This is a genomic window from Nocardia sp. NPDC059236, assembly GCF_042754085.1.
Lineage (GTDB): Bacteria > Actinomycetota > Actinomycetes > Mycobacteriales > Mycobacteriaceae > Nocardia.
The window spans coordinates 43,232-67,890 of record NZ_JBHZAF010000025.1 but is presented as its reverse complement, the minus strand read 5'-3'; the positions used below and the strand labels follow the sequence as shown (position 1 = coordinate 67,890).

Annotated in this window: 23 protein-coding genes; 13 read left to right on the top strand and 10 right to left on the bottom strand. The window is 66.2% G+C overall.

The genetic code is table 11. The features are described 5' to 3' along the window. Positions 1 to 841: 841 nt before the first annotated feature. Positions 842 to 1,066 carry a hypothetical protein gene (locus tag ACFXIV_RS41055; RefSeq protein WP_379402247.1) on the top strand — a complete coding sequence of 75 codons (225 nt, stop codon included), beginning with the start codon at positions 842 to 844 and terminating at the stop codon, positions 1,064 to 1,066. A 54-nt stretch (positions 1,067 to 1,120) separates the two neighbouring features. On the opposite strand, the gene ACFXIV_RS41050 is transcribed toward ACFXIV_RS41055, so the two are convergent. The 4 genes from ACFXIV_RS41050 to ACFXIV_RS41035 all read right to left on the bottom strand — a co-directional run bounded on the left by ACFXIV_RS41050 (position 1,121) and on the right by ACFXIV_RS41035 (position 3,787). Next, positions 1,121 to 1,663 (bottom strand): DinB family protein, encoded by a 543-nt coding sequence (locus ACFXIV_RS41050; protein WP_379402248.1) that lies wholly within the window; start codon positions 1,661 to 1,663, stop codon positions 1,121 to 1,123. A gap of 225 nt (positions 1,664 to 1,888) precedes the next feature. Continuing rightward, positions 1,889 to 2,557 carry an arsenate reductase ArsC gene (locus ACFXIV_RS41045; protein WP_379402249.1) on the bottom strand — a complete coding sequence of 223 codons (669 nt, stop codon included), beginning with the start codon at positions 2,555 to 2,557 and terminating at the stop codon, positions 1,889 to 1,891. Positions 2,558 to 2,651: 94 nt separating this feature from the next. Beyond that, on the bottom strand, positions 2,652 to 3,131 hold the full coding sequence (locus tag ACFXIV_RS41040; RefSeq protein WP_379402250.1) for an aquaporin: 480 nt from the start codon (positions 3,129 to 3,131) through the stop codon (positions 2,652 to 2,654). Between the two features lie 125 nt (positions 3,132 to 3,256). After that, positions 3,257 to 3,787: an ArsI/CadI family heavy metal resistance metalloenzyme gene (locus tag ACFXIV_RS41035; protein ID WP_379402251.1), complete on the bottom strand. Its 531-nt coding sequence runs from the start codon at positions 3,785 to 3,787 to the stop codon at positions 3,257 to 3,259. A gap of 93 nt (positions 3,788 to 3,880) precedes the next feature. Between ACFXIV_RS41035 and ACFXIV_RS41030 the strand changes: the two genes are divergently transcribed. The 5 genes from ACFXIV_RS41030 (at position 3,881) to ACFXIV_RS41010 (ending at position 7,266) form a co-directional block, all read left to right on the top strand. After that, positions 3,881 to 4,240 carry an Rv2640c family ArsR-like transcriptional regulator gene (locus tag ACFXIV_RS41030; protein ID WP_379402252.1) on the top strand — a complete coding sequence of 120 codons (360 nt, stop codon included), beginning with the start codon at positions 3,881 to 3,883 and terminating at the stop codon, positions 4,238 to 4,240. A 140-nt stretch (positions 4,241 to 4,380) separates the two neighbouring features. Beyond that, positions 4,381 to 6,156 (top strand): arsenical pump-driving ATPase, encoded by a 1,776-nt coding sequence (gene arsA, locus ACFXIV_RS41025; protein WP_379402253.1) that lies wholly within the window; start codon positions 4,381 to 4,383, stop codon positions 6,154 to 6,156. 205 nt (positions 6,157 to 6,361) lie between these two features. Next, positions 6,362 to 6,871 carry a class II glutamine amidotransferase gene (locus ACFXIV_RS41020; RefSeq protein WP_379421431.1) on the top strand — a complete coding sequence of 170 codons (510 nt, stop codon included), beginning with the start codon at positions 6,362 to 6,364 and terminating at the stop codon, positions 6,869 to 6,871. A gap of 11 nt (positions 6,872 to 6,882) precedes the next feature. Further along, the gene (locus tag ACFXIV_RS41015; RefSeq protein ID WP_379402254.1) at positions 6,883 to 7,134 is read left to right on the top strand and encodes a hypothetical protein; all 252 of its coding nucleotides are present in this window, start codon (positions 6,883 to 6,885) and stop codon (positions 7,132 to 7,134) included. Between the two features lie 6 nt (positions 7,135 to 7,140). Beyond that, entirely contained in the window at positions 7,141 to 7,266 is a 126-nt protein-coding gene (locus ACFXIV_RS41010) for a hypothetical protein (RefSeq protein ID WP_379402255.1), read from the top strand. Between the two features lie 374 nt (positions 7,267 to 7,640). Here ACFXIV_RS41010 and ACFXIV_RS41005 read toward each other — a convergent pair whose 3' ends face one another. From ACFXIV_RS41005 to ACFXIV_RS40980, 6 genes are all read right to left on the bottom strand, one after another. Continuing rightward, positions 7,641 to 9,137: an APC family permease gene (locus tag ACFXIV_RS41005; protein WP_379402256.1), complete on the bottom strand. Its 1,497-nt coding sequence runs from the start codon at positions 9,135 to 9,137 to the stop codon at positions 7,641 to 7,643. Positions 9,138 to 9,378: 241 nt separating this feature from the next. Beyond that, complete coding sequence (locus tag ACFXIV_RS41000) at positions 9,379 to 9,663, bottom strand: hypothetical protein (RefSeq protein ID WP_379402257.1); 285 nt, start codon at positions 9,661 to 9,663, stop codon at positions 9,379 to 9,381. An 86-nt stretch (positions 9,664 to 9,749) separates the two neighbouring features. Continuing rightward, the gene (locus ACFXIV_RS40995) at positions 9,750 to 11,156 is read right to left on the bottom strand and encodes an NAD(P)/FAD-dependent oxidoreductase (protein WP_379402258.1); all 1,407 of its coding nucleotides are present in this window, start codon (positions 11,154 to 11,156) and stop codon (positions 9,750 to 9,752) included. A gap of 45 nt (positions 11,157 to 11,201) precedes the next feature. Then, the gene (locus tag ACFXIV_RS40990) at positions 11,202 to 11,999 is read right to left on the bottom strand and encodes a MoaF C-terminal domain-containing protein (RefSeq protein WP_379402259.1); all 798 of its coding nucleotides are present in this window, start codon (positions 11,997 to 11,999) and stop codon (positions 11,202 to 11,204) included. A 103-nt stretch (positions 12,000 to 12,102) separates the two neighbouring features. Next, on the bottom strand, positions 12,103 to 13,806 hold the full coding sequence (locus ACFXIV_RS40985) for an FAD-dependent oxidoreductase (RefSeq protein WP_379402260.1): 1,704 nt from the start codon (positions 13,804 to 13,806) through the stop codon (positions 12,103 to 12,105). Positions 13,807 to 13,817: 11 nt separating this feature from the next. Next, entirely contained in the window at positions 13,818 to 15,089 is a 1,272-nt protein-coding gene (locus ACFXIV_RS40980; RefSeq protein WP_379402261.1) for a cytochrome P450, read from the bottom strand. Between the two features lie 170 nt (positions 15,090 to 15,259). Between ACFXIV_RS40980 and ACFXIV_RS40975 the strand changes: the two genes are divergently transcribed. The 7 genes from ACFXIV_RS40975 to ACFXIV_RS40945 all read left to right on the top strand — a co-directional run bounded on the left by ACFXIV_RS40975 (position 15,260) and on the right by ACFXIV_RS40945 (position 24,609). Beyond that, on the top strand, positions 15,260 to 16,777 hold the full coding sequence (locus ACFXIV_RS40975; protein ID WP_379402262.1) for a fumarylacetoacetate hydrolase family protein: 1,518 nt from the start codon (positions 15,260 to 15,262) through the stop codon (positions 16,775 to 16,777). A 29-nt stretch (positions 16,778 to 16,806) separates the two neighbouring features. Next, positions 16,807 to 18,312 (top strand): 5-carboxymethyl-2-hydroxymuconate semialdehyde dehydrogenase, encoded by a 1,506-nt coding sequence (gene hpaE, locus ACFXIV_RS40970; RefSeq protein WP_379402263.1) that lies wholly within the window; start codon positions 16,807 to 16,809, stop codon positions 18,310 to 18,312. A gap of 40 nt (positions 18,313 to 18,352) precedes the next feature. Beyond that, positions 18,353 to 19,507, top strand: a complete 1,155-nt coding sequence (gene hpaD / locus ACFXIV_RS40965) for a 3,4-dihydroxyphenylacetate 2,3-dioxygenase (protein ID WP_379402264.1) — start codon at positions 18,353 to 18,355, stop codon at positions 19,505 to 19,507. A gap of 35 nt (positions 19,508 to 19,542) precedes the next feature. Further along, complete coding sequence (gene hpaH, locus ACFXIV_RS40960; RefSeq protein WP_379402266.1) at positions 19,543 to 20,331, top strand: 2-oxo-hept-4-ene-1,7-dioate hydratase; 789 nt, start codon at positions 19,543 to 19,545, stop codon at positions 20,329 to 20,331. Beyond that, the gene (locus tag ACFXIV_RS40955) at positions 20,316 to 21,119 is read left to right on the top strand and encodes an HpcH/HpaI aldolase/citrate lyase family protein (RefSeq protein ID WP_379402267.1); all 804 of its coding nucleotides are present in this window, start codon (positions 20,316 to 20,318) and stop codon (positions 21,117 to 21,119) included. Before hpaH ends, ACFXIV_RS40955 begins: the two co-directional genes overlap by 16 nt. 73 nt (positions 21,120 to 21,192) lie before the next feature. Continuing rightward, complete coding sequence (locus ACFXIV_RS40950) at positions 21,193 to 22,653, top strand: NAD-dependent succinate-semialdehyde dehydrogenase (RefSeq protein ID WP_379402268.1); 1,461 nt, start codon at positions 21,193 to 21,195, stop codon at positions 22,651 to 22,653. Positions 22,654 to 22,707: 54 nt separating this feature from the next. Beyond that, a complete protein-coding gene (locus ACFXIV_RS40945; protein WP_379402269.1) occupies positions 22,708 to 24,609 on the top strand; it encodes an FAD-binding monooxygenase in 1,902 nt (633 codons plus the stop codon). Positions 24,610 to 24,659: the final 50 nt, after the last annotated feature.

Below are 24,659 nucleotides of genomic sequence, written 5' to 3'. Positions count from 1 at the left end.
AACACTGACAAGCGCCTTCCAAACGCCAGTTATCCCCCCCCCGGGCGGCCACGTGGGGGCCCCGGGGCCCCCGGGTAATTCCCCGGCGGGGGGCGCCCCCCCCCCCCACGCCCGGCTGACCCGAGCCAGCACTCACGACCGCCCCGCCCTCGGTTCGGCGTTGGCGTGCCAGCGTTGTTGTCTCGCGGGTCAGTGTTTGTCGTTTCGGTCCGGCCTTGGCCCAACATCGGCTGTGGGCGGCCCACCAACCAGATCCGTCAACCCCAGCGACCCCCAACACCGCCGAAAGACGAGGGCGAGGTCCGATCTCACTGACACGGACCCCGCTGCTCGATGTTCTCATCAGGATGGCCGCGACGGTGATTGATCAACAGCGCCTGCCACGCACTGCCGGGTCATGAGCCGAAACTCCCTGTAGGTGTAGGGCTTTGGACAACGCGCGTCGAGGTGATCCACCGCCGCTCCCGTGGGATTTACGGGAAGCGCCGAATCCGTGCAGCTCTGCTGGCCGAACACGACTGGTGCGAACCTGTCCGAGGACTGGACCACTTCCGGGTGTCGAGCAGTTCGGTCTGCATGCGTCCCCAGAACGACTCCATGACGGCGTTATCGGGGCATCACCCACGGTGCCGAACGATTCCAGGGCCGGCGAAATGCCTGTCTCCGAGGCGATCTCGGCGACGGGTTCCCCGCTGCGCAGCCGCGCAGACACCTGACGACGCACAGATAACGAATACGACTTCGGCACAGTGACCTCCCCGATGATCACTCTGCCTCAGCTCTCACAAGCGCGGACCAGTTCCAAGGAGCCACATCAAAATCGCGAAGTCTCTCGCTGCTGGTGTCCTCGCCGACCATGCTGGTCACCTTCGCGCGCTACGGTCGCGACAACAGCTTCCATGTCCTCCGCGAGAACACCCGATTCGTGGCGACCATGGCCGCTGGATCGATCGTGGGAACGGTTCTCGGTGGGCTGCTGCTGGGCGTGATCCCCGGCGTTGCTCTCATCCCGGCACTGGCCGCCCTGCTCCTGTTGTCGGCGATCAAGGTTTGCGGGCACGATTGACGCCCATTGCTCGGCAGAAGCTGCACTACAAGGGGTGCATCCAGTGATCACCGCCTACGGTTCCCGAACACCGGTGACCGTCAACTGTTTTCGGTGATGGTCGTAGTGCTGCCCCGGATACCGGTAGATATCGGCGAGAGTCATGTACGCGCGGAAGTACGGGTCCCAACGATTCGGGTACTGCATACCGCGGGCGAAGTCCGCCGAGGTCTCGCGGCGTAGGGACTGCTGCAACGACGCGATGACGCGGTCCATCTTCGCGCCCATCCTGCGCCGGTTGTACACGCGCGCCGCCAGGCGGGAGCCGTAGAAGTTGACCATGTCGAACGGCTTGGTCACCGCGTTGAGGACCTTCGAGTTCGCGCTGCTGGCAGCACTGGGTAGGCGGCCGAACAGTCGCACGAGAATGAGGAGCTTCTGAACGATCATGTAGCCGAACACCATATGGAACAGCAGCTCTTCGTTGGTCCAACGCGTTCCGTTCGTCGGCGCCCCCCACTCACCCTCACCGGTGGTGCTGAGCAGGTGATGGAAATCGGTTCGTGCCCGCTCGAGATCTGCTGCCAATGCGTCACGGTCGACGTTCGGTTGTGACATCGCTTCACCTCGGTCCGAGCGCCGGCACACTCACACAACGATGGTCGCGCTCCGCCGCTCAGAGTCAAAGGCTTCTGACCAAACGTTCTGCATTCGGCATTTCCGTGCACAGCTGGCGGGCCCAGTCGGGTGAGATGATCTCAGCCTGTTGATCTTCGGAGCGCTCGCGCTGGCCGGTTCGGTCAGCGCGGTATACGGTACAGCGGGTGTTTGGGCCGCTGCCTGTTATGGGGTGGGCAGCAGTTCGGTGAGGAGTTTTTCTACGCGGGTGCGGATTTCGTCGCGGATGGGTCGGACGGCGTCGATGCCTTGGCCGGCGGGGTCGTCGAGTTTCCAGTCGAGGTATTGCTTGCCGGGGAAGTAGGGGCAGGCGTCGCCGCAGCCCATGGTGACGATCACATCGGCGGCCCGCAGAATCTCCTCGGTCCACGGCTTGGGGTACTCGCGGGCGATGTCGATACCGATCTCGGCCATCGCCTCGATCGCGACCGGGTTGATCTGGTCACCGGGCTCGGAGCCACCGGACCAGGCAACCGCGGCATCCCCGGCGAGGTGGGCGAAATGACCGAGGGCCATTTGGGAGCGTCCGGCGTTGTGGGTGCACAGGAACAGCACGGTGGGCTTGCCGGTGAGCGCTTTGCCTTCGACCTTGGCCAGTGCTTGCAGGCGCTGGCGGGCGAAGCGTTCGGCCAGCAGCGGCAGGAAGTTGAGAACTGTGGCGCGGGAGGCGAATTGGTCGTAGGAGGAGTACAGGAACTTCTCGATCGTCTCCACGCCGAAGGTGTCGGCGAACTCGTCTTGTAATCGGGCGGCGGCGGTTTTCAAGGCGAGTTGCTGGTCGACGGTGAGGGTGGCGCGGATGTGGTCGGGCAGGGCGACGGGGTGGTCTGTCATGGGGTGCTCCCCGGATCGGTGAGCGGGTGTTCGGGTGCGGGGTCGGGTGTGCCGATGTTCTCGGCCGGAACCGGGTCGGGATAGATCAGCCCGATCAGGATGAGTCCGACTGCGGCACCGACGATTTGAGCGGCGATGTAGGCGGGGACCGAGGCAGGGGCGATGCCGGCGAAGGTGTCGGAGAAGACGCGGCCGATGGTGACGGCCGGGTTGGCGAAGCTGGTGGAGCTGGTGAACCAGTAGGCCGAACCAGCACCGACCCGGCTATACCGCCGAGGACCTGCGCGCCGCTATAGGCGGCGAGGTCGGTGGTCGTGAGGCCGGTGCCGCGGCGGCGTCCGGCCAGCCAATCGGCGGCGGAGACGACGGGATTGAAGTGGGCGCCGGAGACCGGGCCGAACATCAGGATCAGGATGCCCAGCCCGAACACGGTCGCGGTCGAGTTCTCCAGCAACTGCACCCCGACATCGTTCGGGGACAGCTGCTGGGCGGCGATGCCGGACCCGACCACGACCGCCACCAGCAGCCCGGTACCGACGAATTCGGCGAGCAGCCGCCGCGTCAACGTCGTCATCGGGCCACCTCCACCGCAGCGGTGATGTCGAGCAGCGCCGACAGTTGTTGCAGCGCGGCGGGTTCGACGCGGTAGTACACCCACGACCCACGGGCAAGCGAACATCAGGTGAACGAACCGGAAGGTCAGCCGCAGCAGGATGCGCCGGAGGCGACGGTGTCGGCCTTGGCGGCGCTGCCGCAGCACGCACCCTCGGCGGCGGCTTCCTCGGCGGTGCCGCAGCAGACCGCCATGGCCTGCGCGTCGTCGGCGGTTTCACCGGAGGCCAATACCGGTGCGGTGCTGAAGGTTTCGCTGTCGGCCAGCACGGTGTAGACCTCCCAGCGCTCGGCGTCGGGGGCGGTCACCCAGACCTTGTCCTGGGTGGCGAAGCAACAGGTGGTCGCGATCTGCTCCTCGGTGAACATGCCGGCGGCCGACAGGCGCGCGATCTCGCCGTGGACCTGGTCGCTGGATTCGACCTCGACACCGAGGTGGTTGAGGCTGCCGCCGTGGCCGGGGTTCTCGATGAGCACCAGCTTGAGCAGGGGTTCGGCGATGGCGAAGTTGGCGTAGCCGGGCTTGCGCTTGGCCGGCTCGGCATTGAACAGGGTCGAGTAGAACGTGATCGCCTGGTCGAGGTCGTCGACGTTGAGGGCGAGCTGGACGCGGGACATGAGACCGTACCTCCACTTGTGAGACATATGTCGAAGAACTCGTTTGACCGAGTCTGCGCCAATTCTTCGACATATGTCAAGAAGGTGGGTCGCATGCCCAAGGCACTGCCCGTGATCGACATGTCCGCCCCGGTCTGCTGTGCCCCGGTGGCCGCCGGACCGGTGGACGACGCTGCCGCGCTCGAAGTGGCGTTGCGGCTCAAGGCCCTTGCAGACCCGGCTCGGGTGCGGTTGATGTCGCTGCTGCTGAGTGGCGTCGGCGGTGAAAAGAACACCGGTGACCTGGCCGTGGCGGTCGGGCTGGCCGAGTCCACGGTCAGCCATCACCTGGGGCAGTTGAAGAAGGCCGGGCTGGTCGAGTCCGAACGCCGTGGCATGAACACATACCACCGCGCTCGCCGTGACGCGCTGGCCGCCTTGTGCCTCGTGCTGGACCCCAACTGCTGCACCTGATTGCGACCGGCGCTGTCGCTGTTCGGCCCGATGTCCGGTGACCTTCGGCCCTGCCGGTGTGGCGGGTCGGTGCGGTCGGATGGAGCCGGGATCGGGGTAGGTCCGTTGGTGTCGTGTGTGATCGAGAGGTGTTGGAGTCGATGACTGTCGTGAAGTTCCTCGCCGAGGCCCCTAGGTTCTTGTTCTTCACCGGCAAGGGCGGTGTCGGCAAGACCTCGGTGGCTTGCGCGGCGGCGGTGAAGCTGGCACGCGTGGGCAAGCGGGTACTGCTGGTCTCCACCGATCCGGCATCGAACGTGGGCCAGGTGTTCGGGCTCGCGATCGGCAACACCGTCACCGCGATCCCGGGAGTCGACGGTCTGTGGGCCCTCGAGATCGACCCCGAACAGGCCGTGCAGGCATACCGGGAACGGATCATCGCACCGCTGCGCGGCACCGTCTCCGACACCGATATCGCGGCGATGACCGAGCAATTGTCCGGCTCGTGCACCACCGAGATCGCCTCGTTCAACGAGTTCACCATGCTGCTCACCGACGACACCGGTGGCTACGACCACATCCTGTTCGACACCGCACCGACCGGGCACACCATCCGCCTGCTGCAACTGCCCGGAAGTTGGAGCCAATTCCTAACCGGCGGTGGAGATGCCACCTGCCTGGGACCACTGTCGGGGCTGGACAAGCACAAGACCGTCTACGCCGCGGCGGTGAGCACACTCGCCGACCCGCACCGTACCCGAGTCGTCCTGGTCGCCCGCCCCTCCCGCTCGACGCTGACCGAAATCGCCCGCACCCGAACAGAACTCGCCGCCATCGGCATGAACAACCAGTACGTCGTCGTCAACGGCGTCCTGCCCGACACCATCCAGGCCACCGACCCACTGGCCGCCGCCGTCCAACGCCGTGAACGCGCCGCGCTCGCCGCCATGCCCGACACCGTCGCGGACCTCCCGCGAGACCTCATCGAACTCAAACCAGCCAATATCGTCGGCATCGAGGCCCTGACCACCTTGTTCGACCCCACCCCACCATCACCGGCCACCACAGCAGCACCGAACGCCCCGGCACACGCATCGTTGGCGCAGCTGATCGACGATATCGAAGGCGACGGTCCGTGCCTGATCATGTGCATGGGCAAAGGCGGAGTCGGCAAGACGACCGTCGCAGCCGCGGTCGCGGTGGCCTTGGCCCGCCGAGGTCACGACGTGCACCTGTCGACCACCGACCCCGCCGCCAACCTCGCCGAAACCCTCGGCGGCAGCATCGATCACCTTCACCTGTCCCGCATCGACCCCACCCAGGCGGTCGAGGACTACCGTGCCCGCGTGATGGCCGCCAAAGGCTCCGCCCTCGATGACGCCGGCCGCGCCGCCCTCGCTGAAGACCTGCTCTCCCCGTGCACCGACGAAGTCGCTGTCTTCCAAGCCTTCTCCCAAGTGATCGCCGAATCCCGGCGCCGCTTCGTCGTTATCGACACCGCCCCGACCGGACACACCCTGCTCCTGCTCGACGCCACCGGCTCCTACCACCGCGACATCGTGCGACAACTCGCGCCCGGCACCCGGTTCACCACCCCGTTGATGCGCCTGCAGAACCCCTCCGCGACCAAAGTCCTGCTGATCACCCTGCCCGAAACCACCCCGGTCCTCGAAGCCCTCGACCTGCAAACAGATCTCGAACGCGCCGGTATCCACCCCTGGGCCTGGATCGTCAACAACAGCCTCGCCGCCGCCGCACCCACCGACCCGCTCCTGCAACGCCGCGCCAACGCCGAACTCGCCCCGATCGACCGGGTCACCCACCACACCCAGCGCTACGCCATCATCCCCGCACTCGACACCGAACCCGTCGGCATCCCCGCCCTCACCGCACTGACCGACACACCAGAGGCCATCACAAGCCGCGAACGCCGGTGACCGTCAACTGTCTTCGATGATTCTCATAGCACCGCCCCAGATACCGGTAGATGTCCGTCAGGGGCATGTAATCGCGGAAATACCGGATCTCAACAACTCGTGCAATCCATGACCGACCCAGACCGGCGGTCGACCGGAGATCCCGCACCACAGACGGGTCCCGGATGACGATGCGCACCGCTTCGGGCGGAGATGGAGGACTCGCGTGTGCCTGCTGAGTTTTCTCCCGCCGGGAACAAACCCCGATGTCGGTGCATTGCGAAACGGTGCGCGCGTCAATCGAGACGGTCATGGTTTCGCGGTGGTCACCGGCACCGGGATTCTGGTCGGCCGCGGCATGGACGCCGAGGAAGTGATCGACGATTTCACCGCTGTCCGGAGACGGTATCCGGATCGGCCGGCGCTGTTCCACGGCCGCTACGCCACCCATGGCGCGGTGAGCATCGATAACTGCCATCCGTTTCGTCTCGGCCGCGATCGGCGAACCGTGTTGGCGCACAACGGAGTGCTGCCCCGAAGGGTGCGCCCGGCACCGTATGACCCTCGATCGGACACGCGCATGAACGCTGCAGCGGGCGAGGCATACTGCGTGTGCAGGCATCAGGGTGATACTGCCGTAGACGGGATGCCCGTATGGGGAGACTGGATTTGGGTCGGCAGCGTGACCAGCGGCGCTACTCCCGGGTTCTATCACTGCGCCAGCCCCACGGGGTAGCATCGCCCGGCATGACCAGCGAGGACCATGCCCCTGCTGTCTCGGTCGGCAACCATCTTGGTCCGCCGCCAGGCGAGTTCGCGCCCCTGATCCAAATCGGCCAGCCGCTACCGTGGCCGGACGCCCCGTTCGTCGGATGCGTGGTGCGGATCAGGGGCCGCGAGGACATGATCGCCGCCGGAACCACCGCCGCCGAAGCCGTGGCGAATGCCGTCCGTACCGTCACTGATGTTCTCGAACACCGACCCGACTGGCTGAGATGAGGCGTCATGTCCGATCAGTTGAACCCGCACCTGCCGAGCAGCATCGACGTCCAGCGGTACTGCGACACGTTCTACAAGAACACTACGGCCAAGACCGACGGCCATCACTGGTTCTGCGACAAGAGGCATTGAGCCGTACCGGGATCGCTCTAGAGGAAGCCACCGCGATTGCGGTGGTTGACTTCCGGCCTGGCGAGAAACCCGATTGCTGAGCGGTTTGAAGCTCTGCTCTCGACGAGCAGAGCTTTCGCAATACGGCGAGAACCCGACCGCCTCTGTCGGTATCCTTCCCTACCCCGGGCAGATCAGGTCCGCCCAGGGAGGGATACGCGAAATGCGAAGCCTGAAAGAAGAATTCGCCGACTTCACCGATCGAGTGAAGAAACCCGCCCGCGACACACTGGCCCGGCACAAAACCGCACTGCGTGAGGAACTCAGGCCGACAATGCCGGGAAGCCGTAGTTTCCGATTTCGGGAGCAACACCCGACCGGTCACTGGGCGGACGTCATTCCTGCGCGGCCAGACGGGCCGACCGGAGCACTTCCGCCTCCTCCGCCGTGTCACCAGCCGCGAGCCCCGCATAAACACGCGGGCGACGCAGTTTCAAGTAAAGGGCGAGCCCCGCCCCCGCTGCCCACAACAGAGGCAGCACCCACGGGATGTAGGTCGTCCAGGCGACGGACTGGCCTGTGATGTAGGCGAATCCATTGATCTCGATGATCAGGGCGACGACGAGCAGGATCGCGGCGACGGCCGGGGCGAGGGTGGTCTTCCACCAGGCGATGTCACCGCGGCCCTCGCGGAAGAAGTACGCGATGACCGCAACGGAGGCGATGGCCTGGATCGTCGTGGCCACGAGTGCGCCGAAACCGAAACCCGCCGAGGACAACTGGGTGTACGGATCCACTCCGACGGCGGCGAGCGCCAGCGGAGTCACGATGGAAAGCACTGCGAGAAGCACGATCCCGGTACTCGGGACATTGTGACGATTACTCTTCGCCAGGACCGAAGGCAGCACCCCATCCTTGGCGAGGCCGTTGAGATAACGCGCCGAGAAGCTGGTGACGCCGATGGAACAGGCCAGCTGTGCGACGATCACCAGCACCGAGACGACGCGCAGACCGAACATGCCCAGGTTGTCCTGGATGGTGGCGAAGATGTATCCGGTGAAACCCTGGTCCGCCACATCGCGCATCTGGTTCTCGGCGCCGCTCATGCCGGTCAGCGCCCAGGCGAGCAGGGCGACCGTACCGGTCAGGATGACGAGTGCGCCGTAAAGCGCTCGGGGGACGGTCTTTTCGGGCCGCTTGGCCTCGGGAGCGTACATCGCGCCGGCCTCATAACCCTGGAAGCAGAGGATCGCGAAGATGAACGCGACCTGCCAGTCGCCGATCGTGAAGACGTGCGGGGAGAAGGTCGAGAAGGACAGAACGCCGATGCCGTGATTCGCGATGATCCCGATGACGAGGCAGATGATCGTGATGACCTCGACGACGACCATGACGGTCAGCAAGCGGGCATTGAAGTCGATGTGATGCCATGCGGCGATCGCGACAATCGCCGTCTGCACGACCAGCAGCCACCGCCAATCCACGTGCACCGACATGGTCGAGGCGAGAATGTCGCGGGTGACGACCGCCTGGACGGTCGCCGCGGTGATCAGGGAGATGGTGTAGCCGACGGCGGCGACGACACCGGTCGCGACGCCGATCGGGCGGCCGAGACCGCGGGTGATGTAGCTGTAGAAGCCGCCGGGCCGGTTGATGCGCCGGACCATTTGCCCGTAACCCACGCAGAACACCCAGATGACGGCACCGGAGATGAGGCACATGGCGGCGGTGGACGGCCCACCGAATCCGAGTCCCAGCGGCAGCGTGCCGACGACCAGGGACAGTGGGGTCATCGCCGCGATGATCAGGACGACGATGTTCCAGGTGCCGAGTGTTCGCTGCGGATGTGCGGGAGAAACAGCGACGCTACTGTCGCTATCGGAAATGGTCACGCCAAACTCCTAGAGATCGATGAGCTGTGCCCGGATTCGGGTGGACCGGCGGTGGATCGCCGTGCGCCACATGGGCTTGTGCGGACCCATAGGCCCGAGGCAACTATGTAGTGATCCGCGCCACTCTGGAACTTACAGTACTACAGTCGTACTCGCATATGAAACGCTATTCGGATTTCGCGGACGTTTCGCCAGTGAGAAACGGCTGTTTCCCGCTCAGCCCCCGCACCCACGCACGCTCTCAGCTCTCGTGGCGCTGCCACAGTGTGTCGACCGGCACGGCACCGCCGAAATCGGCGTACTGCCGGATGAACGGACCGGCCTCGGCGACGAACGCCTCGTACGCCTCCCTGGACTCGTAGTGATCGACGTCCATGGTGTAGCCGTCGCGCACATAGCGGGTGTGGCTGACCATTCGCCCCTGCGCCGCCGCGCCCACCCCGGCCAGAATCTCCGGATGCTCCCGCTCGACCTGCTCGAGATTCTCGACGTCGGATTCGAACACCACGGTGACGATGTAGCTCATGGAAACTCCTTCTGCCGGAAGGCCCGGCGTGCGGTCGCACGCCGGGCCGTATCGTTAAATCGCCGGGTCAGCGATGAATTGCGTTGTCAGCCGAGATGTCCGGTGAAACCCGCGACCCCGTTCGCGGCCGCGATGAGCTTCGACGGTTTGTCAGTGCGATGCTCACTCGCATCGCCGACCGCGCGCGCCGCCCACACGACACCGGAACCGATGTAGCGCAACGGCTCCGGCTGCCATTTGCCCGAGGTCATATTGGCGTGCGGGAGACGGGTCAGCTCGGTGTCGCGACCCAGGATCAAATCGCGCATCGTGCGACCGACCAGGTTGGCGGGCGCGAGGCCCTCACCCACGTAACCGCCGGCATTGCCGAGTCCCGACCGCACATCGAGGCTCGCGTTCGGAGCCCACTTCTTGGTCGCGCCGAAAACGCCCTGCCAGCTGTCCACGACGGCGATGCCCTCGAGGAACGGGAACAGTTTGATGAGCTGACCGTAGTAGTGGTCATGCACCTTGGGATGCGCGGGCTCATCGGGATTCGGCGCGGACGCCCACCGGTACGGCACCCGCGGATCGTCGCCGCCGATGGTGATCCGGTCGTCACTGGTGAACTGCAGGTGCAGGAACGGATGCTCGGCGAGCAGCGCCTCATGCCCGGACCAGCGCAGCTGCGTGATCTGGTCGGCGGTGAGCACCTCGGTCGCGAGCATCGAGGTATGAATGGGCACCACGGCGCGTTCATGCCCCTCGATGGAGCGGCTGTAAGCCTCGGTCGCGCGAATGACATACCTGGCGTGTACCGCAGCGCGGGCGGTGATCGCCTTACCCGGCTCGATCCGGACGACCGCGGAGTTCTCGTAGATCACGCCGCCGCGACGCTCCACGGCTTGCGCCAGCCCGCGGGCCAGCCGGCCGCCGTCGACGCTGGCGCAGTGCGCACTCCAGCGCGCGCCCAGCGCACCCGCGATCTCGATGCGCTCGAGCACCTCGGCCTGCTCGAGATAGCGGGAGTCCTCCGGACCGAAACCGTAGGTGCGATCCTCACGCACGCCCGCGCGAAAACGCTCTGCCTCCAAGGGAGTTCGCGCCACCATCAACACGCCGTTGTGGGCGTAACCGCAGTCGATGCCCTCCGCCTGGATGACCTTCCCGACCTCGGCCACCGCATCCTGAACCGCCCGCTCCATCGCGCCCGCGGCATCCCGGCCGCCGCCCTGCTTGGCCCAGAACGCGCGGGAACCGTTCATCTGCGCGATGACCGCGCCGCCATTGCGGCCCGAAGCGCCGAACCCGGCGACATTGGCGTCCAGCAGCACGACTTTCAGCGTCGGCTCCGCCTTCAGCAGCTCGAGCGCAGTGTAGAGACCGGTGTAGCCGGCGCCCACGATCGCGACATCGGCTTCCTCGTCGGCCTCGAGCGCGGGACGTTCCGCGATCGGGCCACCGTTGGCGATCTCCATCTTGTGCCACCAGTGTGAAATCAGCGACTTGTCCATGTCCTCTTCTTCTCTGTTCTGTCTCACGTTCTCAGCCGTTCTGGGTCACGCGAAGGGTTCGGGGTAGGTGGTCACGTTCAAAAGTGCTCCGCGAGCGCTGAATTGGTGATGCAGGATCTCGCCGGTGCGGGCCTCCCAACCGAACATCCGGCCGCTGGTCCGCAGCTCGCGCAGGTCGACGAACAGCATCGACTCGACCGGCTGCACATGCTCGCTCCAGCCGAAGAAGTACAGGCCGTCGGCGACCTCGTAGGTCCGGGTCCGGTCCAGCTCGGTCAATCCCGCTTCGACGCCGGATACGCACTGCCACGCGAAATTGTGTGCGTTTAGATACACGTGGTCGTAGCGATCGGTATCGCTGTACTGCCAGATCACCCGCTTGCCGGCCAGTCCGGACGAGGGTTCGTGGCGGCCGGCGCGCGGGCCGTCCGCCAGCCACATGTGCCGATCGACGCTGCGGACCCACCACTGTCCGTCGGTGCGCTCGCGGACGAAAGACGTTGTGGCCGTTACTCGCCCGGATGTCAGATCGAGGGCCCAGGTCTCGTTGACCGGCAGGCCGGGCACCGCGTCCGGGTGGCTCGATCGTTCCCACATCATGTCGACCAGGTAGATGCCATCACGAATGACCGTGGCGTCGTAGGACCCGGCGCCGATACCGTCGGTTCGCACGGTGTGCGCGTCCTCGAAGTAATAGGCGCGCCCATCGCCGTCGCCATCGACGAGGGTGAGCGTGCGGCCGGCGAGTTCACCGGTGAACGGCAACCGATATTGCGTCTGCTGACTGATGCCTACCGCCAATAACGGAAGCTCATCGAGCGATTCCCAATTGACCAAACTCATGAATCATCCTTCGGATGCGTTTCTCATCCCCGCTCAGACCGGCCCCGCCGTTCACTTTAGATGATACGTATGTAGTACTCAAATAAACGCAGTATGGCTCGGGTCACACGCAGGCAGGCACCCCGAGCAGGCCGGTAGGACCCTCAGGCCCCCCACGGGCAACCGCCAGCATGTCGCCGATATCGACGAGCTTGACCCGGGGACGTGCCACCGACCGACCGGCGACCCGCTCGTACTGATCGATGCGACGCCAGCCTTCGGCCAGGATGTGGCCGGGCGCCAGACGTGGAATGTCCTGTGCCGCACGGTCGGGAGTGCCGAGACGACCTTCCCGGTAGTGCGCAAGAATGCCGGCGACGGTCTCCTGCGCGCAGGTCTTGTTGGTGCCGATGACGCCCGACGGCCCCCGTTTGATCCAACCGACGACGTACCTGCCCGGGACCGCCGCGTCGGTCGACGGATCCACCACCGTCCCGCACCGATTGGGGATGACACCCCGAACATCGTCGAACGGGATTCCGGGTACCGCCGAGCCACGGAAGCCGACCGCGCTGAGCACCAGGCCGCAATGCAGGTCTTCGACGACATCGGTTGGGACGGCCTGCACTTCGCCCGATGCCCTGAACTCGAGCTCGGTCCGCCGCAGCCGGATGCCTTCGACCTCCGTGCGGCCGAGGATCTCGATCGGTTCGGCCAGGAACCGCAGCACGACTTTTCGGTCGCCGCCCCTCGAGCCCTCGGTCAGACCGCGCAGCAGGTCCAGCTTGAACCGACCGGAAACCGAACCGGATCGCGACAATTCCTCGCCGAACTGCTCGATGTCCAGATCCTCGGCGAGTTCGACCGATATCCCTGGCGTCCGGACCAGCGACAGCAGCTCCTTCGCCGCGAAGGCCGCCTGACCGGGACCGCGCCGGCCGATGATTGTGACTTCCCTGATCTTGCTGGAACCCAGTGCGGCCCAGGCATGATCAGCGATATCGGTCCGCGCGAGATGATCCGCGCCGGAGACGAGAATCCGCGCCACGTCCAACGCCACATTGCCGTTCCCGACGATCACCGCCCGCTCGCCCGAGAGGTCGAAGGCGCGGTCGCGGAAATCCGGATGACCGTTGTACCAGGCGACGAACTCGGTCGCCGAATGGCAGCCGGCCAGCTGTTCGCCGGGCACACCGAGCGGACGATCGCGCAGCGCGCCGGTGGCGACGATGACCGCGTGATAGCGCTCGGCCAGATCCGACATGGACAGGTCCGCGCCGATCTCGGTATTGAGATACAGCCGGAAACCCTTGCGGGACATGGTCGTCTCGAACAGTTCGGCGACGGACTTCGTGTCCTGATGGTCGGGCGCGACCCCGTAACGCACCAGACCGCCCGGCACGGGCAGTCGCTCGAACATATCCACCTCGACGTCGAGGCCGTGCTGGGTCAGCAGTTCATCGGCCGCGTAGAAGCCCGCCGGGCCGGAACCGACGATCGCGACCCGCAGGTGACCGGCGCTCCACTTCTTCGCGGTCAGCGGGATCGGCGTGCGGCTGTAGTCGGCATGACCGGGCTCGGCGAACCACAGCGCATTGATATCAAGGTAGGGCTGCTGATCCTCGGACAGTTCGTATTCGTGGACGATCGCGGCCGCGGGGCAGGCCGCGACGCACGCACCGCAGTCGACGCACACCGCCGGATCGATGTAGAGCATCTCGGTCTTGCCGAAATCCGGCTCGCCGGGCGAGGGATGAATGCAGTTGACCGGGCAGACCGCAATACAGGACGCGTCCGTGCAACAGGAGCGAGTGATCACGTGAGCCATGAGGATTCCTTTCAGACCGCAGCGCGGAAGGTCAGATGGACAGCGGTCGGGATTCGGAATCCGTAGCTCAATTTGGGCAGCAGATCGCTGGACTCGGTGTCGAGGCTGATCTCGGAAAGTCGGTCGAGCAGGCGATTCACGGTGACGTCGACCTGTAGTTTCGCCATCTCAGCGCCGACGCATCGATGTTCACCCCGGCCGAGGGTGAGGCCGTCACGCTCGATATTGGGTCGATCGATATCGAATACCTCCGGATCCGGAAACTCCTGCGGATCATGGTTTCCCGACACCTGAGCGACCATAACGACTGCGCCCGCAGGGATTTCGACACCGCCGAGCGTGGTGTTCGCGATGCAGCGGCGAAACAACCACGGCAGCGGGCTCTCGATGCGCAGCGATTCATTGGACAGGGCGCGGACCAGTGAGCGGTCCTCGCGCACCCGTCGCTGCAGTTCGGGATCGCGGCCCAGCCGCGCGACGATATCGGCCAGGTGGCCGCCCATGGCGTGATCGGCTCCGAAGACCGTCGCGGCGAGATGTTTGGACAGGGCATTGAGATCGAGTGCGCCGTCACGTGACACCTGCCGCTGAACCAATTCCGATACGTAGTCACCGTCGATCGGCCGCGCTTCACGGCTCAGCAGGAGGTCTGCGTTGAGATTCAGGACGCCCGTCCACGCCTCCCGCAGCTCGGCGACCATATCCTCGGTCTGATTCGGGTTGTTGTCATTGATCTCGAGCGCCGCGGAGAGTCGCTTGATCATCGGATCGGCGGCCTCGGGCAGGCCCATCACCCTGCGGACGACCTTCATCGGCATCACGTCGCTGAACTGTGCGCGGAAGTCGCAGCGGCCGTCGCCGATGAAGGTGTCGATCAGCGTGTCGACCTCGGCCTCGACCATGGGACGGACCCGCGCCAGCCGGGCGCGCGACACCAGCGGCGTCACCCAGGATCGCTTGACCTTGTGATCCAAGCCATCGGAGAAGAAGACGCTGTTCTCGTGGTAGAAACTGCCGGCGTCGGGCGCAACCAGCGGCTCGCGATTGTTCTCGAAGGCTTCCATGCCGTCGAGGCCGCTGACGAAATCATCCGCACGCAGCAGGACTTCGACGCATTCCTCCCAGCGGGACACGACATACAGGTGGCCGCCGTCGGGACCCGGTTCCGGGAATCGATGAACCGGCGCGGCCTCTCGTAGCTGGGCAAAGTAGCCGAATGGGCAGCGCACCGTCTCCTCCGACGGCGGCCACGCGGTGAACTCCGCGAGTGTGTGTGAGTCCATTTGCCACCTCCACCTTCCTTCATGTACCGATGTACAGAATGGTTACTATAAGCGTACGCTCGTTTACTGTCGACACGTGGTGCACGTCACCACCCACCCGCTAACGACCGAGCGGCAGACCACAACCACCACACCCCGCCAGCGGGTCTGATAGCAGATTGATGTGAGACATGAACCAGGATGAAGCGGATCCGGCCACCGGACAGGCCGGAAACCGGCAGCGCACCGGGCCGATCTCCACGCCGGGCAAGATCATCGCGGTCCACCTCAGCTATGAGTCGCGAGCCGCCCAGCGCGGCCGGCGACCGGCCGCGCCGTCGTACTTCTTCAAACCCGCCAGCTCGGTCGCGGCACCCGGATCCGAAATCGAACGCCCCGCCGGAACGGAGTTGCTGGCCTACGAGGGCGAGGTCGCCCTCGTAATCGGCACGCCCGCACGCAATGTCACCGTCACAGACGCCTGGAACCACGTCGCATGGGTGACCGCCGCGAACGACTGGGGGCTCTACGATCTGCGCGCCAATGACAAGGGCTCCAACGTGCGAAACAAGGGGCGCGACGGGTACACCCCGCTCGGCCCGAAACTCATCGACGCACGGCAGGTCGACCCCGCCACGATCCGGGTACGGACCTGGCACAACGGGCGACTGACGCAGACCGACACCACGGCGGCCCTGATCTTCCCGCTCACTCAGATCGTCGCCGATCTGTCGCAACACTTCACGCTCGACACCGGCGATGTCATCCTCACCGGCACCCCGGCGGGATCATCGGTCGCGCAACCCGGTGACATCGTCGTGGTCGAGGTCGATGCGCCGACCGCCGCGGACGCCCCCACCAGCGGCCGCCTCATCAGCCGCGTAGTCGAGGGTTCCGCGGCCTTCGATCCCACACTCGGCTCCCTCCCATCGGTCGACGACCGGCAGCGCGAAGAGGCGTGGGGATCACGAACGGCCGCAGGGCTTTCCGACGAACCAGCACTCTCACCCGGCCTCCGTGCGAAGTTGATGGAGGCACCGGTGGCGGGCCTGTCGCAGGCACTGCGCAGGCACGGCCTCAACAATGTCGCCATCGACGGGGTGCACGCGATCCGGCCGGGCACCAAACTGGTCGGAACCGCCAAAACCCTGCGCTTCGTACCGAACCGCGAGGACCTGTTCCACAGCCACGGCGGCGGCTACAACGCGCAGAAACGCGCCTTCGACACGGTCGCACCCGGAGAAGTCCTCGTCATCGAAGCCCGCGGCGAACGCGACTCCGGCACGCTCGGCGACGTACTCGCACTCCGCGCCCGGGCACGCGACGCCGCGGGCATCGTCACCGACGGGGGCGTTCGCGATATCGCCGCGGTCGCCGCGATCGGCATCCCCGTATTCAGCCAGGGCGGGCATCCCGCCGTCCTCGGCCGCAAACACGTCCCGTGGGACATCGACGTCGCCATCGCCTGCGGCGGCACGACCGTGCTCCCCGGAGACGTGATCGTCGGCGATGACGACGGCGTCATCGTCATCCCCGCCACACTCGCCGAGGACATCGCCGACGCGGCGCTCGCCCAGGAAACCGAGGACGCCTGGATCGCCGAACAGGTCGCGGCGGGACATCCCGTGGACGGGCTGTTCCCGATGAACTCCGAATGGCGGGCCCGCTACGACCGCCGCCACCACGACTCCCCGGCCGCAACCCGTTGAACAGCGTCCGAACGCATGAAGGAAAACCCATGACAGACAACATGACTCAGCATCACATCCCGTCGGGACTACCCGAGATCATCCGGCACTACATCGACGGGGAATTCGTCGACTCCATCGACGGCGACACCTTCGACGTGCTCGACCCGGTCTCGAACGCCACCTACGCGCAAGCCGCCGCGGGCAAGAAGGCCGACATCGACTGCGCCGTCGCCGCGGCCCGCAAGGCGTTCACCGAAGGCCCATGGCCGAAGCTGCTCCACCGCGAACGCTCCCGGGTGCTGCACCGCATCGCCGACCTCGTCGAATCACGGGACGCCCGGCTGGCCGAACTGGAGAGCTTCGACTCGGGCCTGCCCATCACCCAGGCGCTCGGCCAGGCCCGCCGCGCCGCGGAGAACTTCCGATTCTTCGCCGACCTGATCGTGGCCCAGGCCGACGACACCTACAAGGTGCCCGGACAGCAGATCAACTACGTCAACCGCAAGCCGATCGGCGTCGCGGGCCTGATCACCCCGTGGAACACGCCGTTCATGCTGGAGAGCTGGAAGCTTGCGCCCGCACTGGCCACCGGAAACACCGTGGTGCTCAAGCCCGCGGAGTTCACTCCGCTGTCGGCGTCGCTGTGGGCCGGCATCTTCGAGGAAGCCGGACTGCCGCGAGGCGTGTTCAACCTCGTCAACGGCCTGGGTGAGGACGCCGGCGATGCGCTCGTGAAACACCCTGACGTGCCGCTCATCTCGTTCACCGGGGAGAGCCGCACCGGCCAGATCATCTTCGGCAATGCCGCGCCGTATCTGAAGGGTCTGTCCATGGAGCTCGGCGGCAAATCGCCCGCCGTGGTCTTCGCCGACGCCGATCTCGACGCCGCGATCGACGCCACCATCTTCGGCGTGTTCTCCCTCAACGGCGAACGATGCACCGCGGGCAGCCGCATCCTCGTCCAGCGCGAGGTGTACGACGAGTTCGTCGAGCGCTACGCCGCCCGGGCCGACCGCGTGCGGGTCGGATACCCGCACGACCCGCCCACCGAGGTCGGCGCACTGGTGCACCCCGAGCACTACTCGAAGGTCCTCGGCTACATCGAGATCGGCAAGGCCGAGGCCCGGCTGGTGGCAGGCGGCGAGCGCCCGGCCGAGTTCCCGACCGGAAACTTCGTGCGGCCCACCGTGTTCGCCGACGTGAAACCCGACACCCGGATCTTCCAGGAGGAGATCTTCGGCCCCGTCGTCGCGATCACGCCCTTCGATACCGACGACGAGGCGCTCGCACTCGCCAACGGCGTGAAATACGGCTTGGCGGCATACATCTGGACCAACGACCTCAAGCGTGCGCACAACTTCTCCCAGGCAGTCGAGGCCGGAATGGTCTGGCTCAACTCGAACAACGTGCGCGACCTGCGCACCCCGTTCGGCGGCGTGAAGGCCTCCGGCCTCGGCCACGAGGGCGGCTACCGCTCCATCGACTTCTACACCGATCAGCAGGCCGTCCACATCACGCTCGGCAAGGCACACAACCCGACCTTCGGTAAATGAGCACCGACTCCAATTCACCAGCACAGCAAGGCATTACACGATGAATGAACGTATCCCCACCTCCTCCGGCTTCTTCATCACCCAGGAAGCCCCCATCGTGTCGGCGAATCCGGTACCAACACCGTCCGCAACACCGCCGGACATCCTGCGCGTCGCCTACGCCGAGCTCATCGTCACCAACCTGGCGGCCTCCCGCGAGTTCTACGTGGACGTGCTCGGCCTGGTCGTCACAGATGAGGACGAGGACGCTATCTACCTGCGCACGCTCGAGGAATTCATCCACCACAACCTGGTGATCCGCCGCGGCCCGGTCGCCGCGCTGGCCGCACTGTCCTACCGGGTGCGCACCCCCGAGGATCTCGATCACGCCGAAGCGTTCTACACCGAGATCGGCTGCCGCGTGGAGCGGCGAAAGACGGGCTTCACCAAGGGCATCGGCGATTCCGTGCGCGTCGTCGACCCACTCGGCTTCCCCTACGAGTTCTTCCACGACACCGAACACGTCGAGCGCCTGGCCTGGCGCTACGACCTCCAGACTCCCGGCGCGCTGGTCCGGCTCGACCACTTCAACCAGGTCACACCCGACGTGTCCCGTGCCGTCAAGCACTACCAGGACCTCGGCTTCCGCGTCACCGAGAACATTCAGGACGAGGCGGGCACCACCTACGCCGCGTGGATGCGCCGCAAGCCCACTGTTCACGACACCGCCACCACCGGCGGCGACGGCCCGCGCCTGCACCACGTCGCCTTCGCCACCCACGAGAAGCACAACATCCTGGCAATCTGCGACAAGCTCGGCGCACTGCGCCGGTCCGACCGGATCGAACGCGGTCCCGGCCGGCACGGCATCTCCAACGCCTTCTACCTATACCTGCGCGATCCAGACGGGCATCGCATCGAGATCTACACCCAGGACTACTACACCGGCGACCCCGACAACCCGGTGGTGACCTGGGACGTGCACGACAACCAGCGCCGCGACTGGTGGGGCACCCCGGTCGTGCCGACCTGGTACGCCGAGGCCTCCCTCGTCCTCGATCTGGACGGCAACCCGCAGCCGGTGGTGGCGCGGGTCGAATCCAGCGAACTCGAGGTCACCGTCGGCGCCGACGGCTTCAGCTACACCCGCGCGGGCGACCAGAACGACATGCCCGAATGGAAAAAGGGCGAGTACAAGCTGGGCCACCAGCTCTGACACCCGAAACTCGGCCCGACTGAAAGGAATTGGGGATGGCGCTCGACGCCGAAACCATCACGGCGATCGCCGGCGAACTCGCGGCGGCGGAACGCGACCGCACCACGGTGCCGCTGCTGACCGCCCGGCACCCCGGCATGACGATCCAGGATTCGTACGCCGTGCAAAACGAATGGCGACGCCGCGGCATCGCCGCCGGCCGCAAGCTGGTGGGCCGCAAGATCGGGTTGACGAGCAAGGTGATGCAGGCCGCGACCGGCATCACCGAACCCGACTACGGCGCGATCTTCGCCGACGCCGTCTTCGCGAACGGCTCGGTGATCGAGCATGCGCAATTCTCCAACGTCCGCATCGAAGTCGAGTTGGCGTTCGTCCTCGCCGAACGGCTGCAGGGCCCCGACGTGACGGTCTTCGACGTGCTGCGCGCCACCCGCTACGTCGTCCCGGCGCTGGAGATCCTGTCCTCCCGCATCGAGCTGCCGGGCCGCACGATCGTCGACACCATCAGCGACAACGCGGCCTTCGCCGGCCTGGTGTACGGCGGAAATCCAATGCCGCCCAGCGAGATCGACCTGCGCTGGGTATCTGCGCTGCTGTACCGCAACGAAACCATCGAGGAGTCGGGGGTCGCGGCGGCGGTGCTGAACCACCCGGCCACCGGGGTCGCATGGCTGGCGGACAAGCTGCACCAGCACGGCGATCGACTCGAGGCCGGCGAGATCGTGCTGGCCGGGTCCTTCACGCGGCCGATGTGGGTCGAATGCGGCGACACCGTCCTCGCCGACTACGGACCGATGGGAACGATCTCGTGCCGCTTCGTCTGAACCCGACCTTCCGCGACCGGCTCGGCGGCACCGACTGCACCCTGTACGGCGGCTGGATCTGCTCGGGCTCACCGGTCTCCGCGGAGATCATGGCCGGAGCCGGACTGGACTGGCTGCTCATCGATATGGAGCACGCCCCCAACGGGCTGGAATCGGTACTGGCACAGCTGTATGCCGTGTCCGGGTATCCGGCGACGCCGATCGTGCGCGTGCCCGAGGGCGACACCGTGATCATCAAGCAGGTGCTCGACCTGGGCGCGCAGAACATCCTCGTGCCCATGATCTCGACCCCCGAGCAGGCGCGAGCCGTCGCCGTGATGACCCGGTACCCACCGGCCGGCGTCCGCGGCGTCGGCAGTGCGCTGGCACGATCGGCCCGCTGGAACCGGATCGAGGGATATCTGCGCGACGACGCCGAACACGTCTCGCTGTTCGTGCAGATCGAGACGGCCGAGGGTGTGGCGAACGCCCGCACGATCGCCGAAACACCTGGCGTGGACGGAGTTTTCGTCGGACCGAGCGACCTCGCCGCCTCGATGGGCCTGATCGGGCAGCAAACCCACCCCGAGGTCATGGCCGCCGTGAAGGAGGCCTTCGCCGGTATCGCCGCCGCGGGAAAACCCATCGGCGTCAACGCCTTCGATCCCGCCGCGGCCCGCGACTACGCCGCGGCCGGCGCACGCTTCATCCTCGTCGGCGCCGATGTGGCGCTGCTCGCGCGCGGCTCCGAACAGTTGGCGCGGGCATTCATCGGAAACACGGACTCAGCTAGGCCGACCTCCTACTGACCCGAACCAGGCGAGAACCATCCACAACCTGGCCGCGCCGTGCGCTGCCGACAAGATCTTCAGGAGTGATGACGTGACCGAACGTGAGAAGACACTGCTCTCCCTTGCGCCCCGCCAACTGTTCATCGGTGGCCGATGGGTCGACGCCGCCGGCGCAGCGGTGTTCCCGGTGCACGACCCCGCCACGGGCGAGGTCGTGTGCGAGGTGGCCGACGCCTCTGCCGAGGACGCGATCCTGGCGCTGGACGCCGCGGTAGCCGTCCAGCGGTCATGGGCGGCGACCCCACCGCGCGGGCGCTCCGAAATCCTGCGCCGGGCCTGGGAACTCGTGCAGGAGCGGAAGGAAGACCTCGCTCTGCTGATGACAGTGGAGATGGGCAAGCCGCTCGCCGAGGCCCGCGGCGAAGTCGCCTACGGCGGCGAATTCCTGCGATGGTTCAGCGAGGAGGCCGTCCGGATCCAGGGCAGGTACGGGCTCAACCCGGAGGGCACCGGGCGGATGGTGGTGTCCCAGCGGCCGGTCGGGCCGTCGTTCTTCATCACCCCGTGGAACTTTCCGTTCGCGATGGCGACCCGCAAGATCGCTCCCGCACTGGCCGCCGGGTGCACGGTCGTGATCAAGCCGCCGCAGCTGACCCCGCTGACCACCCTGTACTTCACACAACTCCTGGCGGAGGCAGGGCTGCCCGCGGGCGTGGTCAATGTCGTAACCACCACCTCGTCGCGTCGGGTCGCGACGCCGATCATCGCCGATCCGCGATTGCGCAAGCTCTCGTTCACCGGGTCGACCGAGGTCGGCCGACAACTGATCGCGCAGACCGCCGAGAACGTGCTGCGGGTCTCGATGGAACTCGGCGGCAACGCGCCGTTCGTCGTATTCGATGACGCCGATCTCGACCAGGCGGTCGAGGGCGCGCTCGCGGCGAAATTCCGCAATATCGGGCAGGCGTGCACCGCCGCCAACCGGTTCATCGTGCACGAAGCCGTCGCGGCGGAATTCGCCGAGCGGGTGACCGAACGCGTCAAGTCGATGCGGATCGGCCGCGGCACCGAGGACGGCGTCACCATCGGCCCGCTCATCGACGACGACGCGGTCCGCAAGGCGGCCGAACTCGTCGCCGACGCGACATCGCGCGGCGCGACGGTGCGCACCGGCGGCGCGCGGGTCGAGGGACCCGGCAGTTTCTACCAGCCGACCGTCCTCACCGGAGTGGCCGCGGGCAGCGACATCCTGCGCGAGGAGATCTTCGGCCCGGTCCTCGCGATCTCGACCTTCGCGTCTGAGGAAGAGGCCGTGCGCTTGGCGAACAACACCGAATACGGTCTCGTCTCCTACGTTTACACGCGCGACCTCGCACGCGGTCACCGCATGATCGACGACCTGGAGACCGGCATGATGGGCCTGAACGCCGGCGTCGTCTCCAACGCCGCGGCTCCCTTCGGCGGTGTCAAACAGTCGGGCATCGGCCGCGAGGGCGGTTTCGAGGGCATCCACGAATTCCTCGCCACCAAGTACACCCTCATCCCCGGCTGAACGCCGATCCCTCGCAAGTCTTTCGAAACTCAGCTCCCACAGGGAGGACAACCCATGCAGTTCCATCACCACGGCTACGTATCCACCGATCCGCGCGTCCGACCGCCCGCCGGCACCGGCATCGAACGCCCCGCCGACCTTCCCGACCAGGTCGACGTGCTCATCGTCGGCGCGGGGCCGGCCGGCATGATCGCCGCGGCCCAGCTCGCCCAGTTCCCGGCCATCAGTACCCGCATCATCGATCGCCGACCCGGACGCCTCGACGTCGGGCACGCCGACGGCATCCAGGCCCGCAGTGTGGAGACATTCCAAGCCTTCGGCTTCGCCGAACGCATCACCGCCGAGGCATACCGAATCACCGAAACCGCCTTCTGGAAGCCCGATCCGGAGCAGCCGGCCAATATTGTGCGTGTCTCCCGCACACCCGACGACGACCGCGGCATCAGCGAATTCCCGCACCTCATCGTCAATCAGGCGCGGGTCCTCGACTATTTCGCGGAGGTGGCCCGTAACGCGCCGACCCGGCTCGAGCCGGACTACGGCTACGAGTTCGTGACGCTGGAGGTCGCCGACGAGGGTGAACGACCGGTCACCGTGACCCTGCGCAACACCACCGGAGAGCACGCCGGCCAGGATCGAATCATCAAGGCCAAGTATGTGATCGGCTGCGACGGCGCGCGCAGCCGCGTCCGGGAAGCGATCGGGTGCCGGTTCATCGGCGATCAGGCGAACCACGCCTGGGGCGTGATGGACGTCCTCGCCGACACCGACTTCCCCGATATCCGCCTCAAATGCGCCATCCAGTCCAACGACGGCGGCAGCATCCTCAATATCCCGCGCGAGGGCAACTTCCTGTTCCGAATGTACGTCGATCTCGGCGAGGTGCCCGCCGGCGACAACGGCAGGGTCCGCGAGACTTCACAGACGGACGTCGAAGCCCAAGCCAACAAAATCCTGCACCCGTACACGCTGACCGTGAAGCATGTCGCCTGGCGCAGCGTCTACGAGGTCGGCCATCGCGTGACCGACCGGTTCGATGACGGGCCCGCCGAACACCGAAACCCGCGTGGGCCACGGGTTTTCATCGCCGGTGACGCGTGCCATACGCATTCGGCCAAGGCCGGCCAGGGCATGAACGTGTCCATGCAGGACGGGTGGAACATCGCCTGGAAGCTGGCTCATGTGCTCGACGGCCGGGCACCCGAATCGCTGCTGGACACCTACTCCGCCGAACGACAGGTGGTCGCCCAGAACCTCATCGACTTCGACCGCGAATGGTCGACCCTGATGGCGACCCGGCCCGAGGAGATGGCCGACCCCGGCCACCTCGAGGAGTTCTACCTCGAGACCGCCGAGTTCCCAGCCGGGTTCATGACCCGATACGCGCCGTCGATGCTGGTCGCCGAGGCCGGGCACCAGGAGCTCGCGACTGGGTTTCCACTGGGCAAGCGGTTCAAATCGAACATGGTGACGCGGGTGTGCGATGCGAATCCCAAACACCTCGGTCACCACGCGACCGCCGACGGCCGGTGGCGGATCTATGTTTTCGCCGACACGCCCGCTGCGGGCGAACCCTCGAAGACGAGCGAGCTCGCCGACTGGCTCATCACGTCGGCCTCGTCGCCACTACTGGCCCATTCCCCCGACAGTTCGGACCTCGACGCGTGGTTCGACGTGAAGGTCATCTACCAGCAGGACCACGCCGGCGTCGATCTGAGCAGGGTGCCCGCGGTCTTCCTGCCGAAGGTCGGGCCGTTCCGGGTCACCGACTACGAAAAGGTATATGCGGCCGCGCCTTCCGACGACATCTTCGCGGCGCGCGGTATCTCTCGCGACGGCGTGATCGTCGTCGTGCGGCCCGACCAGTACGTCGCCGACGTCCTTCCTCTCGACGCGACCGACGAGCTCAGCGCGTTCTTCGACGGCGTGTTCGTGAAACGACGCCAGCGCGTCTGAAGCACCGCACGGAATGCCCGTTGCATAAGAAGGTGTTCGAATAACGGTAC